Source organism: Halonotius aquaticus (assembly GCF_003605575.1).
GTDB classification, from domain to species: Archaea; Halobacteriota; Halobacteria; order Halobacteriales; family Haloferacaceae; genus Halonotius; species Halonotius aquaticus.
The window spans coordinates 13,841-28,521 of sequence record NZ_QKNY01000014.1 but is presented as its reverse complement, the minus strand read 5'-3'; the positions used below and the strand labels follow the sequence as shown (position 1 = coordinate 28,521).

18 protein-coding genes and 1 pseudogene are annotated in these 14,681 nt (G+C 64.7%); 5 read left to right on the top strand and 14 right to left on the bottom strand.

Annotated elements, in window-relative coordinates:
- Positions 1-645, bottom strand: coding sequence for a triose-phosphate isomerase (gene tpiA / locus DM826_RS09410; protein WP_120103140.1), 645 nt, complete (start codon positions 643-645; stop codon positions 1-3).
- A 116-nt stretch (positions 646-761) separates the two neighbouring features.
- Between tpiA and DM826_RS09405 the strand changes: the two genes are divergently transcribed.
- Positions 762-1,523, top strand: coding sequence for a DICT sensory domain-containing protein (locus DM826_RS09405; protein ID WP_120103139.1), 762 nt, complete (start codon positions 762-764; stop codon positions 1,521-1,523).
- Between the two features lie 11 nt (positions 1,524-1,534).
- Here DM826_RS09405 and DM826_RS09400 read toward each other — a convergent pair whose 3' ends face one another.
- From DM826_RS09400 to DM826_RS09375, 6 genes and pseudogenes are all read right to left on the bottom strand, one after another.
- Entirely contained in the window at positions 1,535-2,077 is a 543-nt protein-coding gene (locus DM826_RS09400) for a multiprotein bridging factor aMBF1 (RefSeq protein ID WP_120103138.1), read from the bottom strand.
- A 48-nt stretch (positions 2,078-2,125) separates the two neighbouring features.
- Positions 2,126-2,728: a CDP-alcohol phosphatidyltransferase family protein gene (locus DM826_RS09395; protein ID WP_120103137.1), complete on the bottom strand. Its 603-nt coding sequence runs from the start codon at positions 2,726-2,728 to the stop codon at positions 2,126-2,128.
- On the bottom strand, positions 2,725-3,312 hold the full coding sequence (locus tag DM826_RS09390) for an adenylate kinase family protein (protein WP_394338549.1): 588 nt from the start codon (positions 3,310-3,312) through the stop codon (positions 2,725-2,727). The genes DM826_RS09395 and DM826_RS09390 overlap by 4 nt, the downstream gene beginning before the upstream one ends.
- A gap of 29 nt (positions 3,313-3,341) precedes the next feature.
- Positions 3,342-4,430, bottom strand: a complete 1,089-nt coding sequence (gene hisC / locus DM826_RS09385; protein ID WP_120103136.1) for a histidinol-phosphate transaminase — start codon at positions 4,428-4,430, stop codon at positions 3,342-3,344.
- Positions 4,431-4,520: 90 nt separating this feature from the next.
- A pseudogene (locus tag DM826_RS13415) lies at positions 4,521-4,694 on the bottom strand (type II toxin-antitoxin system HicB family antitoxin); the annotation flags it as partial.
- 133 nt (positions 4,695-4,827) lie between these two features.
- On the bottom strand, positions 4,828-5,568 hold the full coding sequence (locus DM826_RS09375) for a fumarylacetoacetate hydrolase family protein (protein ID WP_120103135.1): 741 nt from the start codon (positions 5,566-5,568) through the stop codon (positions 4,828-4,830).
- A gap of 86 nt (positions 5,569-5,654) precedes the next feature.
- Between DM826_RS09375 and DM826_RS09370 the strand changes: the two genes are divergently transcribed.
- Entirely contained in the window at positions 5,655-6,386 is a 732-nt protein-coding gene (locus tag DM826_RS09370) for a metal-dependent hydrolase (protein WP_120103134.1), read from the top strand.
- Between the two features lie 42 nt (positions 6,387-6,428).
- Here the strand turns inward: DM826_RS09370 and DM826_RS13070 are convergent, their stop codons facing one another.
- Both DM826_RS13070 and DM826_RS09365 read right to left on the bottom strand, forming a co-directional pair.
- Entirely contained in the window at positions 6,429-6,569 is a 141-nt protein-coding gene (locus DM826_RS13070; protein WP_165853293.1) for a hypothetical protein, read from the bottom strand.
- An 80-nt stretch (positions 6,570-6,649) separates the two neighbouring features.
- Positions 6,650-7,453 (bottom strand): HAD-IIA family hydrolase, encoded by an 804-nt coding sequence (locus DM826_RS09365; protein ID WP_120103133.1) that lies wholly within the window; start codon positions 7,451-7,453, stop codon positions 6,650-6,652.
- A 93-nt stretch (positions 7,454-7,546) separates the two neighbouring features.
- Here DM826_RS09365 and DM826_RS09360 point away from each other — a divergent pair, with 93 nt between their 5' ends.
- Positions 7,547-8,323, top strand: coding sequence for a GTP cyclohydrolase III (locus DM826_RS09360; RefSeq protein ID WP_120103132.1), 777 nt, complete (start codon positions 7,547-7,549; stop codon positions 8,321-8,323).
- Positions 8,324-8,356: 33 nt separating this feature from the next.
- On the top strand, positions 8,357-9,343 hold the full coding sequence (locus DM826_RS09355) for a zinc-dependent alcohol dehydrogenase (RefSeq protein WP_120103131.1): 987 nt from the start codon (positions 8,357-8,359) through the stop codon (positions 9,341-9,343).
- An 8-nt stretch (positions 9,344-9,351) separates the two neighbouring features.
- On the opposite strand, the gene DM826_RS09350 is transcribed toward DM826_RS09355, so the two are convergent.
- The 5 genes from DM826_RS09350 to DM826_RS09330 all read right to left on the bottom strand — a co-directional run bounded on the left by DM826_RS09350 (position 9,352) and on the right by DM826_RS09330 (position 13,685).
- The gene (locus DM826_RS09350) at positions 9,352-9,909 is read right to left on the bottom strand and encodes a phosphatase PAP2 family protein (RefSeq protein WP_120103130.1); all 558 of its coding nucleotides are present in this window, start codon (positions 9,907-9,909) and stop codon (positions 9,352-9,354) included.
- A gap of 42 nt (positions 9,910-9,951) precedes the next feature.
- Entirely contained in the window at positions 9,952-10,476 is a 525-nt protein-coding gene (locus DM826_RS09345; RefSeq protein ID WP_120103129.1) for a metal-dependent hydrolase, read from the bottom strand.
- Between the two features lie 25 nt (positions 10,477-10,501).
- Positions 10,502-11,212 carry a CDP-alcohol phosphatidyltransferase family protein gene (locus DM826_RS09340; protein ID WP_120103160.1) on the bottom strand — a complete coding sequence of 237 codons (711 nt, stop codon included), beginning with the start codon at positions 11,210-11,212 and terminating at the stop codon, positions 10,502-10,504.
- Positions 11,213-11,297: 85 nt separating this feature from the next.
- The gene (locus tag DM826_RS09335; RefSeq protein WP_120103128.1) at positions 11,298-11,681 is read right to left on the bottom strand and encodes a DUF7475 family protein; all 384 of its coding nucleotides are present in this window, start codon (positions 11,679-11,681) and stop codon (positions 11,298-11,300) included.
- Between the two features lie 48 nt (positions 11,682-11,729).
- Positions 11,730-13,685 (bottom strand): aldo/keto reductase, encoded by a 1,956-nt coding sequence (locus tag DM826_RS09330; protein ID WP_120103127.1) that lies wholly within the window; start codon positions 13,683-13,685, stop codon positions 11,730-11,732.
- A gap of 117 nt (positions 13,686-13,802) precedes the next feature.
- Here DM826_RS09330 and DM826_RS09325 point away from each other — a divergent pair, with 117 nt between their 5' ends.
- Positions 13,803-14,675: an alkaline phosphatase family protein gene (locus tag DM826_RS09325; protein WP_120103126.1), complete on the top strand. Its 873-nt coding sequence runs from the start codon at positions 13,803-13,805 to the stop codon at positions 14,673-14,675.
- Positions 14,676-14,681 lie beyond the last annotated feature (6 nt).

The following is a 14,681-nucleotide window of genomic DNA, read 5'->3' as shown; positions in this document are numbered from 1 at the left end:
TTAGAGCCCGGAGACGAGATCTTCGAGGGCGGCCCGCGGATCGTCGGCTTTGGCGACCCCGCTGGCAAGCAGGATCCCAGAGGCACCGAGCTCTTCGGCGGTCGTTACGTCGTCGCCCGTTGAGATTCCTGCGCCACAGTAGACGTCGACGTCCTCGTCAACGCCGCCAGCGGCGGCGACAGCGTCGGTGACGATATCCGGATCGGCCGTGGCGACCGACACATCGCCGCCGATGAGCTCCGGCGGTTCGACGGCGACCGAATCCGGCTGCAGGGCCGCGGCGGCAGCGATCTGATCCGGGTTGTTTGCACAGACACAGGTTTCGAGGCCGGCGCGTTCGGCGGCCCGTACCGCGGCGTCGATGTCGGCGAGCTTGCGGCGGTTTTCCGAGTGGTTGAGCAGCGTCCCTTCCGCGCCGGCCTCGGCGACGGCCTCCGCGAGGGTGCTGCCGGTGAAGCTGCCGTAGCCATTCGGCGAGACGTGTTGGGCCCACGTTTCGACGCCGGTGTCGGCGACGGATTCGAGGTGGGCAGCCTGTGGCGAGACAGCGATGCGGACGCCGGCGTCCTCGGCGACATCGCGGGCGGCGGTGGCGACTTCGATCGGATCACACGGATACGCTTTCAGGTTCACCAAGATGAACATACCCCATGGTTTGTCGCCGGGGTGATATAGCTTCATCTTTCGGCCGCCGGCCCGACCTGTCAGAATTGTTCACAAATTATCAAATACCTCCCGTGGTAAGGTGGCTGGTAGTAGGGATGTCGTTGCGAGAGCTCATCGCGGATATCGAAGCCCGCACGATGACGCTGACGGTCGTCAACACACCAGATTCCGTCGTCGACGACCTCCGCGAACAGTATGAGGATCGACATCTTACCATCGATACCCGGACGCTCCCGGAGGAGCCCGAACAGTTTGCGATCCTCAGCCGCGAGGATGCCTTTGTGACCGCGGTTTCCTTAGACGACATCTACCGTCCCCCAGCGGCAGAGCAGTCGACAGCAACGGGCGTCGAGCGAAGCCCGATCCTCGACCACCTCGATGAGACGCTGTTTACCTCCTACTCGATCGAGGAGATGTTTATGGCCTCCCGGGAGATCGAGGATCGCGCCTGGCGGATCGGCAGCGGGGAACTCCACGCTGGGTTTCAGACGCTTTCAGTGTTGGATGGCCAAACAGACGCCTACAACCAACTTGGCGAACACACCGCGCTGTCGGTGCACACCTACGCCGCACCCGTCAGCGACAGCCCGATGGTGCCGGATCACGAACACTTCACCCTCCACATTGAACACAACGACGAGATTCAGAAGACCTGGTTTGTCGCCTACGACGGCGACGGCGTCGATGAAAACATGTGTGCGCTGTTAGCCGAGGAGCGCGGCGACCGGGAGTTCTACGGCTTTTGGACGTACGATCCGAAAACCGTCGAATACCTGATCGGCTACCTCAAAGGCAACTACGGCGATGTTGGGTCGACGGCCGATCTCGACGCCGACGAGGACTCACACGTCGTCTGAGCCGATCGCGATTAGTCCTTCCGTTCGACCACGTCGCCCAGCGTCATCGACCCGGTGGATTCGCCTGACCACTCGGTGTCGTCGACATCGGCTCCCTCGGTGAGCGTGATATTGAACGCCGATTCGAGTTTCTTGCGGACATCATCGCTTGGCAGGACGTCGCCGCGTTCGAGCTTTCGGATGAGACTCGCCTTCTCGTTGAGATTGTTGGCGAGTTCCTCCTGGGTGAGGCCTTCGCCCTCACGGGCCTCCCGGATGCGGTCGTCGTAATCGCCGGCGATCTCGTCCATGTCGTCGAACATGTCCTTCCGGCGTTGATTCGAGGAGCCACCCGAGTTGCCCGTCGATCCTGTCGACGTGGAACCGCTGCTCCCGCCCGAAGCGCCGGAGCTACTGCTGGAGGTCGAATACTTGCTCGATCCCGACGACGAGGATTGGGTTTTGACCTCCGTCCCGAACTCCGTACACTCGTCACAGAGTTCCAGTTTCGCCCCTTCGACTTTTGTGGTGGTGAGCGACGACTGCTCGGCACCACACATCTCACATTGGGCCATACGCACCGATACCGTATCCCCCGGTATAAAGCATGCGCCGTCGGCGACTTACAGATCGTTCCACGCGCCCCAAAACCGCTGGGCAGCGGTGATATGGCCGATGATCGCAAAGAAGGCCAGAAGCAACGCGACAACCCCGTAGCCTGCCACAATCGGGTCGCTGACGACGGCAGCCGCGACAGCAGTCAGGCCGATCAACGCCAGCCGATCGGCCCGCCCGACGAGGCCGCCGTAGGCCCGCCCGAGGCCGACCGCTTGGATCTGCGTGCCGAGATACGAGGTCATCAACACGCCGGTCACAGCAAGAAAGCCAAGCGCGAAGTTGCCGACGCCGGCCGCGAGGCCGCCGATGATCGTCAGATCGGCATAGCGGTCGATCACGTGATCCAACAGATCGCCGCCGGCAGAGGCGGTCTCCTGCCGGCGAGCGAGCGCGCCGTCGATCAGATCCAGCCACCCGTTGGCGAAGACGAAGACAGCCCCAGCGACGTAGAACAGCGGGTCGGCGATAACGAAGGCCACAGCCGCGGCGACCGCGACCCCAAGCGAGATGACGCTGACGCTGTTCGGCGTCAACCCAATCTTGTCGGCCCCGGTGACAAACGGCGTCAGCAGCCGGTCGGCAACCGGCCGAAGTCGATCGAGTGTCATCCAACGAGATACCCCGTGAAGTCGACGCCACCGGCATCCGGCTCGCGGTCGCCGTTGCGGACGGCGGCGATCTCGACGGCTACCTCGCTTGGCTCACGGTCGGTCGTGTCGATCTCGTAAACAGCTTCGGCGCCGTGTTGGTCGACCGCCTCTGAGAGTACGACATCGAGGGCCTCGCTTTCGGCATTTTCCCGGGCTTTGGCGGCGGTGTCGCCACGATCACGCAGCCGGGTTTCGAGTTCGCTCGGCTCACACCGAAGGACGACAACGCGGTCGGCGTCAACGTGGTGGGCAAGGTGTGATTCGAGGATCCCACGCCACTCACCGAGGTGTTCCCTGACGGCGTCGAGATCGGTCACCAGCGAATCGCGCTCGGCGTCGCGCTCGCTGTAAAGACCGAACTCCCGAATCGCGTCGTTGAGATGGATGATCTCCGCGTCGGTGTCGCCGGCGAGCTGTTCGGTCGCGGTCGTTTTGCCGGTGCCGGGTGTGCCGGTGACGACCAGTTTTTGTGCTACGTCGTCGCTGACTGTCGATTCACTCGTCGTCCCATCGTCGGTTGTCGTCGCGTCGTCGGTCATCATCGGGTTGTCGGTCGTGGCCGGTTCGTCGGTCACGTCGGCGTCACCTCAGCGACGATCTCGTTGAGCGTCTCGACAGCAGTTTTGGTCTGCTCGCGGGTGCCACAGGAGATCCGGACACAGCCCGGCAGCCCGAAGCTGCTGCAGTCTCTGATGATGACGCCGGCGCGCTGGCTGGCCTCGGCGACGCGACTGGCATCGCCAACGTCGGCCAACACGAAGTTGGCTGCGCTGTCGAAGGTTGGGGCATCGAGGTTCTCCTGCATGTACTCGCGGGCCCATTGAGCGGAGTCGACCGACTGCTCGACGTGGTCGTCGTCATCGAGCGCGGCCAGCGCGGCTCGACAGGCGACCTCGTTGGCCGCAAACGGTGTGTTGACACGGGCGTAGGCGTCAGCCCATGACTCGGGGACAGCCGCATAGCCGATTCGCAGCCCCGCGAGGCCGTAGGCCTTCGAGAACGTTCGGAGGACGGCGAGATTGTCGAACTCCGAGAGGAGATCGATGCTGCTCGGTTCCTCGGAGTATTCGCCGTAGGCCTCGTCGACAACAACGAGGGTTTCGTCGTCGACCTCGTCGAGCAGCGTCCGGATCTCTTCGCGTGTCCACTCGCTGCCGGTCGGGTTGTGCGGCGAGGTGATATGGATGATGCGCTCGCCGTCGTACGAGTCGAGAACGAGATCGGCTGTCTGTTCGAAGCCGTCGGCCTTCGAAAGCTCGTACTCGTTAATCTCGCCGTGGTGATGGCGCGTGCTCATCCGGTAGTACGAAAAGCCTGGATCGGGGACGAGCACCGACTGCCCCGGCTCCAGCATCGCACGTGAGAGGTAGTCGATCGCGCCGTCCGCGCCGGGAGAGACCCAGATCTGCTCGTCGGCGACGCCCCACTTCGCGGCGAGCTTTTCGGTGAGATCGGTGTGGGACGCCTTCGGGTAGACGTGGAGGCCGTCGTCGGCCTGCTGGTGTACCGCTTCGACGGCTTTCGGACTGGAGCCGTGTGGGTTCTCGTTGGAGGAGAGTTTGATCAGATCGGTCGGATCGAGCCCGAGATCGCGGGCGACTTCCTCGATCCCCCGCCCTGGGACGTACGGGCTGGTCGCAGAGAGATCCCGTGGTTGCATACCCGAGGGGAGCAGTCCGCGGGCCTTAAGCGTGCTTACACGGGGTCGGTTGGGTGGTTGTCGGTTGGTCAGCGCGGTGACTGTGCTTGCCTATCGGTGCGCGTTGCGTTGCGAACGAGCAACCGCAGGATCAACACCCAGAGCACGAATTTCTTCGTCGGTTGGCGGCTCCCCACCGTCGCCGTCGACTGCCGCGACGACAGCGTCGAGATTGTCGAGTACGTCTTGCCGGCTCTCGCCTTGTGTAGTCAGCCCGACACGGAGATCACGAGCGGTTCACCGACCGTCCGGATTTTTCAGCAGACGGATTTCTCGGGTTGGAGCGTCCGTCTCGCCCGAATCGGCTCGTGCCATACAACTCCGTAGCTCGGCATGACTCAAAACGCTTCGGGGCCGATCAGTCGCTATCCGGGATCACCACGCCGTGTTCCAGCGTGCCGATCCCCTCGATCTCGACTTCGACATGGTCGCCATCTGAAAGCGCGCCGACGCCGGCTGGCGTCCCCGTTGAGATCACGTCGCCCGGCTCCAATGTCATGTGCTCGGTAATCTCCGCGATTAGCTCCGAGACTGAGAAGTAAAACTGGTCGACCGCCGCGTCCTGTTTGGTCTCGCCGTTAACCCGGAGTTCGATGCTGGCGTCGTCGGGCACCTCGTCGGGCGTCGCTATCACCGGGCCGAGCGGCGCGGCGTTATCGAAGGCCTTCCCGCGCACCCAGTTCTGTTCGCGGTCTTGGTCGTCGCGGTTGGAGATGTCGTTGAGACAGGTATACCCGCGAACGACATCGAGGGCGTCGGCCGCGGCGACGTTGCGGCACTGCTCATCGATGACGACCGCGAACTCGGCCTCCCAGTCGATCCGCTCCTTACCAGCCGGCAGCGTCACCGTCGACTCGGGGGCGGCGACGGCGTTCGGCGGTTTGAGGAACAACAGCGGGCGATCCGGCACATCCGAATCGCGCTCGGAGGCGTGGTCAGCGTAATTGCGGCCAACACAGATGATCTTCGTCGGCTCACAGGGCGGGAGGATATCGACGCTGTCGCGGGCGTACTCTTGGTCGCCGAAGACGACGGTGTCGTCGGTGGCAGTGCCCTGTCGGATGGTACCGGATGGATCGCGGAAGCGGACAAGGTGCATATCGGCTGTCGTGGTGGTGAGCAAAAACGTGTTGTGGTCACCGCGGCCGAGTTTTATATGGCTGCTGGCGGTAGTATACGCTGACTATGTCGTTCGAACTCACCTATCACGGGCATTCCGCATGGCACCTCACGGTCGACGACACAACCCTGCTGATCGACCCCTTCTTCGACAACGCTCACACCAAGTTGGAGCCTGAGGACGTGGACACCCCGGACTACCTCCTGCTCACCCACGCCCACGCCGACCACATCGGTCACGCCGAGCACTTCGCGGACGCGACGCTGGTGGCGACACCGGAGGTCGTCAGCTACGCGAAAGCCGAATTGGACTTCGAGGAGGCTGTCGGCGGCATCGGCATGAACCTCGGCGGCACCGTCGAATGCGACGACGCCTTCGTGTCGATGGTACGGGCCGACCACACCAACGGGATCAACACCGAACACGAGTACGAGGGCGGGATGCCCGCGGGCTTCGTCATCAGCGACACCAAACCAACCCAGCTCGCCGACAGCGAGTCGACGACGTTCTACCACGCCGGCGACACCAGCCTGATGAGCGAGATGAAAGACGTGATCGGGCCGTATCTCGAACCCGACGCGGCGGCCGTCCCGATCGGCGATCACTTCACGATGGGGCCTATGCAGGCGGCCGTTGCTGTCGACTGGCTCGATGTCGAGCACGCGTTCCCGATGCACTATGACACGTTCCCGCCGATTGAAGTCGATACCGACGAGTGGGAACGGGAGGTACAGGCGACCGGGAGCGGGGCGGAGACCCACATCCTCGACGGCGAGGAATCGGTTGTTCTTGACTGATCTGTGCGCAATCGCGGCCACGAGAGCCACGTTCGGAGCGACCTACGCTTGCTGGCGAACGCGGTGGTGCCGGTAGGTCATTGCCGTCCCGTCGATAATTACGATATCGCAACCCTCGGGGTCGTGGCGGCTCGGTGTTGGCGGTTCGTCCCCGAAGACGTATGGTGAGTGATGTGGTACCATACCATGAGGCAGACTGTCACCGTATATAATCCTTTGTCAGACAGTACCATACCAGTGCGCTCAGGCGGCTGCCCGGGATCTCAGGCGACGTACCGCTGGGCCGTCCCGTCGATGACCGCCCCGAGCTCGGCCAGCGAGTCGATGATGTAGTCCGGCGTGACTGCCGAGTCCGCCACAGCTGATCGATCCATGATCCCAGTCGTCACCAACGCCGTTGTCATCCCCGCGGCCGCGCCGAGTTCGATATCGGTGTTGAGTCGGTCGCCAACGACGAGACAGTCCTCGGCGGGAACACCGAGATAGTCGAGGACTGTCTCGCGGGCGTACGCCGACGGCTTGCCACAGATCACATCGACCGAGCGGTCAATAACGCCCTCCATCGCGTGGATGATCGCCCCCGACCCCGGGCGGTCAGGGCCATCCTGTGGGATGACCGTATCCGGGTCGGTGCCGACGAAGGCGGGTTCGTCGGCCATGGCGATGATCGTCTCACAGAGCGTCTCGTAGTCGAACTCTGTCGACAGGGAGCCGACGACAACATCGGCCGCTCGTGGGTCGGTCGTCAGCGACAGCCCGGCGTCGACAAGCTGGTCTCGGAGGCCGGCCTCGCCGACAAGAAACACCTGTTCGTCGGCGTGTTCGGTTTGGAGGTAGTCGGTCGTGATCGTCCCGGCGGTGAATACCTCATCTGCCGAGACGGTAAAGCCGGCCTCGGCAAACCGCTCCTCGTAGGCATCGGGTCGTTTGGTGGGATTGTTCGAACAGAACACCCGTCGGATCCCCGCGTCATCGACGGCCGCCAGCCCCTCGGCCGCGCCGTCGATCGGTGCTGACTCACGGACGACCGTGCCATCGACATCGAGGACGATCCCCTCGTAGCTCATGGGTGGTCTCGCCGCCGTACCGAATTGAAACGCTCGGTTCGCCGACCCCCGCTAACGGAAAGACACTAACTGTAGCGTCACGTATAGATCCCTGTGACGACCCAGCTGACTCTCATTCAGATCGACAACTACGGGCCGTGGACGGTCACCCCCGAGCCACGCCGGGAGATGGATCTCCAGACCATGCAGTCCCGGCTGTTTGCCGACCTCGCCCAGTTCATCGGCAGCCGCGGCGGCTACGTCTTCTTCAGCCGGTTCGACAACATGATCGCCGTCACCAACGGCATCGGCCGTGCCGGCCACAAAGCCCTCCAAGAAAGCGTCCGCAACCGGTATCCGGTCACCGTCAGCCTCGGGATCGGTACCGCCGAGACGCCGGCAGCCGCACTCGACGAAGCGACTGAGCAGATTCAGGCCGCCGGCAGTGCCCAAGACGAGGGTCGCACCGAGGTACTCGCCGGCGAGCCGCTGAGCACCGATGCCGACGCCACGACACATATCGCCCACTTCGATGTCAACGATGCGACGGGCAAGTACACCGACCAACTCAACGAGTTTGACTCTTTCATCCATATTGAGCGCAGCTACGCCTCACTGATGGAGTATATGCGTGAGGCCCACGGCGCGCTTTCTTTCTTCGTCGGCGGCGACAACATCATCGCCGTCTGTCCCGAATTGTCCCCGGAGGCCTATCGTGAGGCGATCGATCACGTTGAAGACGACGTCGGCGTTGAGCTGAAGGTTGGTGTCGGCCGCGGCACGACCGCCCACGACGCGGGCTACGCCGCCAAACACGCCCTCGAAGACTGCCGGTATGAGGGGACGATCGTTGAGTTCGACCACCCACAGGCGGCGACCGGAGACGACTGAGATGCCCCACCCCGCTCGATCGCCCTCCCGCCTATGAGCGAGACCGCACTGTATTTCACCGGCCCAGAGACAGTCGATCATCGCCCGGTCAGCATCGATCCCGATCCCAGCGAGGTCGTCGTCGCAACCGATGCCTCCGCGATCAGTGCCGGCTCGGAGTTACTCGTCTACCGCGACGAGATGCCGACCGACCTCCCGGTCGACGAAAACATCGAGGCCTTCGACGACACCTTCGAGTATCCGATGCGGTACGGCTACGCCGCCGCCGGCACCGTCGTCGCTGCCGGCAGCGACGTGGCCGATGACTGGCTGGATCGGTCGGTGTTCGCCTTTCGGCCCCACCAGACCCAGTTTACGGCCGACCCGGACGACCTCGTACCACTGCCCGCGGACGTTTCGCCCGCTCACGGCAGCCTGCTGCCGACGGTCGAAACGGCGACCAACCTCGTGCTTGACAGTGAACCGCGGCTCGGCGAGTCGGTCGTCGTGTTCGGGGCCGGTGTCGTCGGCCTCTGTACGACCCGGCTGCTATCGGCGTTCCCGCTCGATGAGCTCGTCGTCGTGGAACCACTCGCTGGCCGTCGTGAGGCGGCGCGGGCGATGGGTGCGGATCGAACGCTAACACCTGACGACGCCGCAGCCGAACTGAGCGACTGTGATCTCGCCGTCGAACTCTCTGGGGAGCCTGCCGTCCTCAACGACGCCATCGACGCCGTCGGCTACGACGGTCGGGTCGTCGTCGGCTCCTGGTACGGCGAAAAACAGGCCCCTATTGACCTCGGCGGCTCGTTCCACCGCGACCGGATCGAACTCGTCTCCAGTCAGGTGAGCACGATCGACCCGGCCCGTCGCGGCCGCTGGGATCGCCAGCGGCGGTTCGACACCGCCGTCGAGTGGCTCGACCGCCTCGACTGTGAGCGACTCATCAGCCACCGAATCCCCTTCGAGCAGGCGGCCGATGCCTACGAACTGCTTGACGACCGCTCGGAGTCAGTGTTGCAGGTCGTCCTCACGTACTAAGCTGCGTGCTACCGGTTTTGGATGTAGGTCACAATCGCCTGCCGGCTATCGGTCAGCCAGCGCGTCGCCACAATAAACGCGGCCGCACCGATTCCGATGCCGGCGAGCGTATCCGAGAGATAGTGCGTCCCGAGATACATCCGCGAGAGCGCGATCATCGCAGCGAGGACGGCCGTGGGCGCGAGCGGGAGCCGCTCGGAGCGCGCGGCGAGGAGCGCAAAAACGGTGACGCTGGCTGCGTGCCCGGACGGAAACGAGTGGGCGACCATTTCGCCGCTCGTGACACAGACCGGATTCGCCGGGAACGGTCGCTGGACGAGCCCCATCAGCGTCAGGACGACAGGCCCGGTGAGTCCGAGGGCGAGCACCGATGTTGCGACCTCCTCGTGGTAGTCAGCCAGATAGAACAGCCCGACTACGACCGCCGCCGCGGTCGCCGAGCCGAGGCCAGTCACGGAGTTCATCACTTTCGTGATTGCGGGGTCGCGGATCGAGACGAGCAGGTCGGCAGCAAGCTGATCGAGCCCGACGATCATGGCACCGACCTCGGCAAGGAGTCCCGTCATGTGGTTGGCGAACTATCGAGTCGAAGCCTCAAAGCCCCGGCGTCATCGACTCAGGTCGGTGTGTCGCTGGCCCTGCCGCAGCGACCACACGACAAGCCCGCCAACGGCTAGCCACAGCAGCACTTCGAGGTAAAACGACAGACTACCGAGGTAGTACCAAAAGAACTCGCCCGGCGGGATCGCGGGCGGATTCGGCGGCGACACGACCGGCCAGCCGAAGAACAGCGCGTCGCTCGGCCGACCGTTGATGACGACGTGCAGCGCGTCAAGGAACAGGTGCGATCCCCAGCCGATGGCAAGCGCCAGTCCCTGCCGACTGGCGAGAGCGACGGCGACCATCACCGGCAGCACGAGCGCGCTGTGGCCGACCGAGTGAAACAGCTCCGTCACGCCCGCAATCCCCAGCGGTTTATCGACAACATCGGGTAGCGCGGCCCCGATGACCAGCCAGCCGATAGACAACGGTGGCTGAGACGCGGCTCCCGTCGACGACCCTGATACCGCGGCGCGGAGTCGACTCACGATTCCGATGCCCGCGGCGACGACGAGGTGAGTCGGAAAGAGCACGGGCGAGGTACGACCGCGACCGGCTTCAATCCTCCTTGCGCCCTCCAAGCGGGTACAGCCCGCTGATCGCCAGGATGTCGCGGCCGAAGACAGCCAGCGACGGCGCGAGGACGACCGGCGCGAGCCGCCAGCCGAGATCGGTCGGTACTGCCGGCAGCAACACGGCCGTCAGGAAGGCCATCTGGACGCCCGCGAGGTATTTTCCAAGGTCGCTGTCGGGCCGCTCAAAGACCGGAAGCCCACGGGCACGTCGCAGCCACCGCACGCCGAGAAACACGTACCGCGCCGCCGACAGCAACAGATACCACCACGGCAGCAGGCCCCAGAGAACGGCGACGACCGGCGCGGCGACGAAGCCGGCAGTGTCGACGGTCATATCCAGCCGCTCGCCGAGCGGAGTTTCGCGACCGACCGTCCGAGCGATGGTGCCGTCAAGTTTGTCGAGAGCGACACCAACGCCGTAGCAGAGGCCGGGCAGCCACGCGACGGCCGCTGTCGGCGCGGCGACAGCGAGACCAGCGACGACGCCATAGAGGCCACTTCGAAGCTCGGTTATCGCGTTTGCAAGGCCGAAGAGATAGCCGATCGGCTCCTCGCCGAGTTCTGTGGGAGCGGTGTTGTGAGCGACAACCCACAGCTGTCCGGCGGCGAACGCGGCGGCGACAGCGGCGGGCGACACCGGTGACCACGCCGCGGGCGCAGCCGGAAGCAACACCGCAACCGCGAGGCCAACCATGACGGCCGCGAGCAGCGGGAGGACGACACGGCCGACGGCGACGTGGCTGGAACTGGACGCGGCGCGCGCCCACGGCCGTACGCGATCACTCACGAAGCAGTACGACCAACACGGCGATCAACACGACCTGTGCGATCTTATCAATCGCGCCGAGTGTGCCGACATCGGCCGGGAACGCCTTGTCGCCGGCAGCGAAGTTGAACACGTACCAGAGAACGATCTGGATCGCGGTAAACGGAATGCCGACCGCATAGACCGTCCGGCGGCGGTAGTTGATGAGGACAAGGGCGACCGCGCCAAAAAAGCCGAGACCGGCCAGAATAAAGCTGATTCCGAGCGGCGAGTCGATGAAGCCGACGCCGAGCCGGAGGTGAATGACCGCCGAGACAACGGCGGCGATAATGCCGACGTAGGCGAGTGCGTTCAGCGATCCGGGTTCCGGCGAGAGGGTGCTTGTATCCGTGCTCATACGTTTACACCAGCCGGAATCCACATAATCGTATCGCCGGAATGATCGTTAGCGGCTGAACTCGGGATCGCGGAGATCTTCGATCCGGCTGCAGTCGTCCGGAGCGAGCCGCGTTGCCACCGCGGCCGCGTTGGCGACAATATGATCGGTGGTCGTACTCGATGGGATCGGGGCGACGCCGCGGGTCGCGTTCCACGCCAACACGACGCCGGCCGGCGAGAGGTCGTATTTTTCTCCGATTTCAGCCAATACCGGCTCGTCCAACAGCTCCGGAGCCGACAGCGGCGAGTGGGCGACGACAGCGATATCATGGTCGCGACAGAACTCGACAAGCTCAGACTGCGGCTGGTAAGGATGCCGCTCGATTTGGACGACAGCCGGCGGGATCGACCCCGATTCGAGGATCGTCTCTAACTGCGGCTGCGAGACGTTGCAGACGCCGAGCGTCTCAGCCCAACCTCGCTCGACGACCGTCTCCAGATTCGCCCACGCCTCCGCGAGCGGGATCGACGCCGTCTGGATCTCGCCGTCGTCGTCGGTCGGAAATGTCAGGGCCTCCTGTTCGTCGACCGGTTTCTCGGCCAGCCGATCCAGCGGCCCCTGATGGGCCCACGCCTCGGGCCAATGCAACATATAGCAGTCGAAGGCCTCGATCCCGAGTTCGTCGAGACTGCCCTCGCAGGCCGCCAGCAGGTGCTCCTGTCGGTGGTTCGTTCGCCAAACCTTTCCGAGGATCGTCAGGTGGTCTCGATCCGGCGACCCCGGCGCGGCCAGCAACTCACCAATTCGGAACTCGTTGCCGTACAGCTCCGCGCTGTCGAGCAGCCGGTAGCCCGCATCGAGGGCGGTCGCAATCGACGCCTTGCGGTCGACGTACTCGTCGCCGCGGTAGCGCGAACAGCCGAACCCAATCGGCGGTAACGACAGCGGGTGGTCATCGCTGGCTGTCGTCGCCGTCAACTGCGTCTCATCCGGAACCACCACCCCGTGGCTCGATACGTCGACTGGGCCACCCTCCGCGGCCGCCGTCTCGATGGCGTTGCAGACGGCGACGACGTGAGCCCCCCGGCGCGCTGTTCGGCGATCCGGCTCGCCGGCAGCAATGCTCGCGGCGAGGTCGTCTACGGCGTCGATGTAGGCGCGTGCGTCAGCCGGCGACTGCGGCGGGACGATCGTGTACGACCGACCGAGGCCGCCGTACTGGACGGCGTCAGTGGCTGGCTCCATCCGGCCGGTGTTGTCGAGATACAGCGAGCCGTCGTCGCCGTGGAGTTCCAGCCCGTAGAACTCCCGGCTTCGGTGGGGCGCGTAGAAACTCGCCGTGAGCCGCACCGTCGGGCCGGCTCGAAATGCCAGCGTCGCCTCGACGTGGCTGTCGGCCTCGGGTCGTTGGGGCTCTCGCTCGGGCCACGGATCGAGACTGTCGGCAAAACGGACGCGGTCGACGGGGCCGAACCACGCGACCAGCAGCGATAGCGGGTAGACCCCGCCGTCGTACAGCGGCCCGATGTAGAGAAAGGAGTCGGGGCGGTCGTGCCAGTCGGTGACGCGGCCGACGTGGGCGTGCGCGTAGGCCAGTTGAACGGGGCCGAGTCGACCCTCGCCAAGCAGACGACGGGCTCGCTGTTGAGTCGGCCCGTCCACGGACGCCGGTGCGCAGCCAAGCGCGAGGTTCCGCTCGCGGGCCATCTCGACCAACTCGCCAGCCGTCCCACTATCGAGAGCGAGCGGTTTCTCCGAGTAGACGTGGCGGTCAGCTGCGAGGGCGGTTCGCGTAACCTCGGCGTGGGCCGCGTGGCTCGTCAGATTGACGACCAGCGGCGCGTCGAGTGCGTCGAGGGCAGCATCGAGATCGTCGAAGACGGGACAGTCGTGGCTCGCGGCGAGAGCTTCGGCGCGGTCGGCGTCGAGATCACAGACGCCAGCTAGTGTGAGTTCAGACTCGGCGAGGCCGTCGACGTACGACGAGGCAATCGAGCCCGCACCGACGAACAGACAGTGCACACCTCTCACCGCACGCGCGAGGGGTAAAATTCCCTTGGGATGGTTGGTGCTGGGCCGGGGTCTCGCCGATGGGGTTTTGACAGTCTCGGCCGAAATCCCGCCGTGGTAGAACCGGGAATGAGCCGACTCGGGACGGCCTATCTGCGAGCCATCCAAGCGGTCGGCCGGCGGCTGCCGTACGGGACGAACGTCTTCGAGCGGCCGTGGGATGTGTTGGTCGTCCTTGATGGCTGTCGGGCCGACCTGCTCGCGGCAGTCGCTGACGACTACGACTTTCTTCCCGAGATCGGCTCGATCCGCTCGGTCGGCAGTTCCTCCTCGGAGTGGCTGGAAAACACCTTCGGCGGTCACCCCGAATCCGACCGAACGGTCATGGTGACCGGAAACACGTGGACTGATCGCTATCTCGATGCCGACGCCTTCGCCGCCCTCGATGAGGTCTGGAAATACGCGTGGGACGACGGACACAACACGATCCCACCAGCGGCGGTCACGGATCGCGCTATCGCGCTTGCGCGTGAAACCGCGCCTGATCGCCTCGTCGTCCACTATATGCAACCGCACCACCCCTTTGTCCCCGATCCGCTCGACGGCGACGACGGACTGGTGCGGGCTGGCAGTCACAGCAACACGGGGAACCCGTGGGTCGCGCTGCGACAGAACGAGGTCAGCGTCGACCGTGTCTGGGCAGCCTACAGCGCGAATCTCGACTACGTGCTCAGCGAGGTCGAATCGCTCTGCGAGAACGTCGACGGCCGAGTCGCCATCACGGCTGATCACGGCAACCTCTTCGGCGAGTGGGGACTGTACGGCCACCCGATGGAAACGCCCGTGCCCGCGCTCATCACCGTTCCGTGGGCGGAAACGATGGCTACCGACCAGCAGACGCGAACGCCGACGCTGGAGCCGCCGGAGTCGCTGCCGGTAAGTCGGGTTTACGGGGGCGACACGGCCGACGATCGACTGGGCGCGCTGGGGTACCGCGAATGAGGCCAC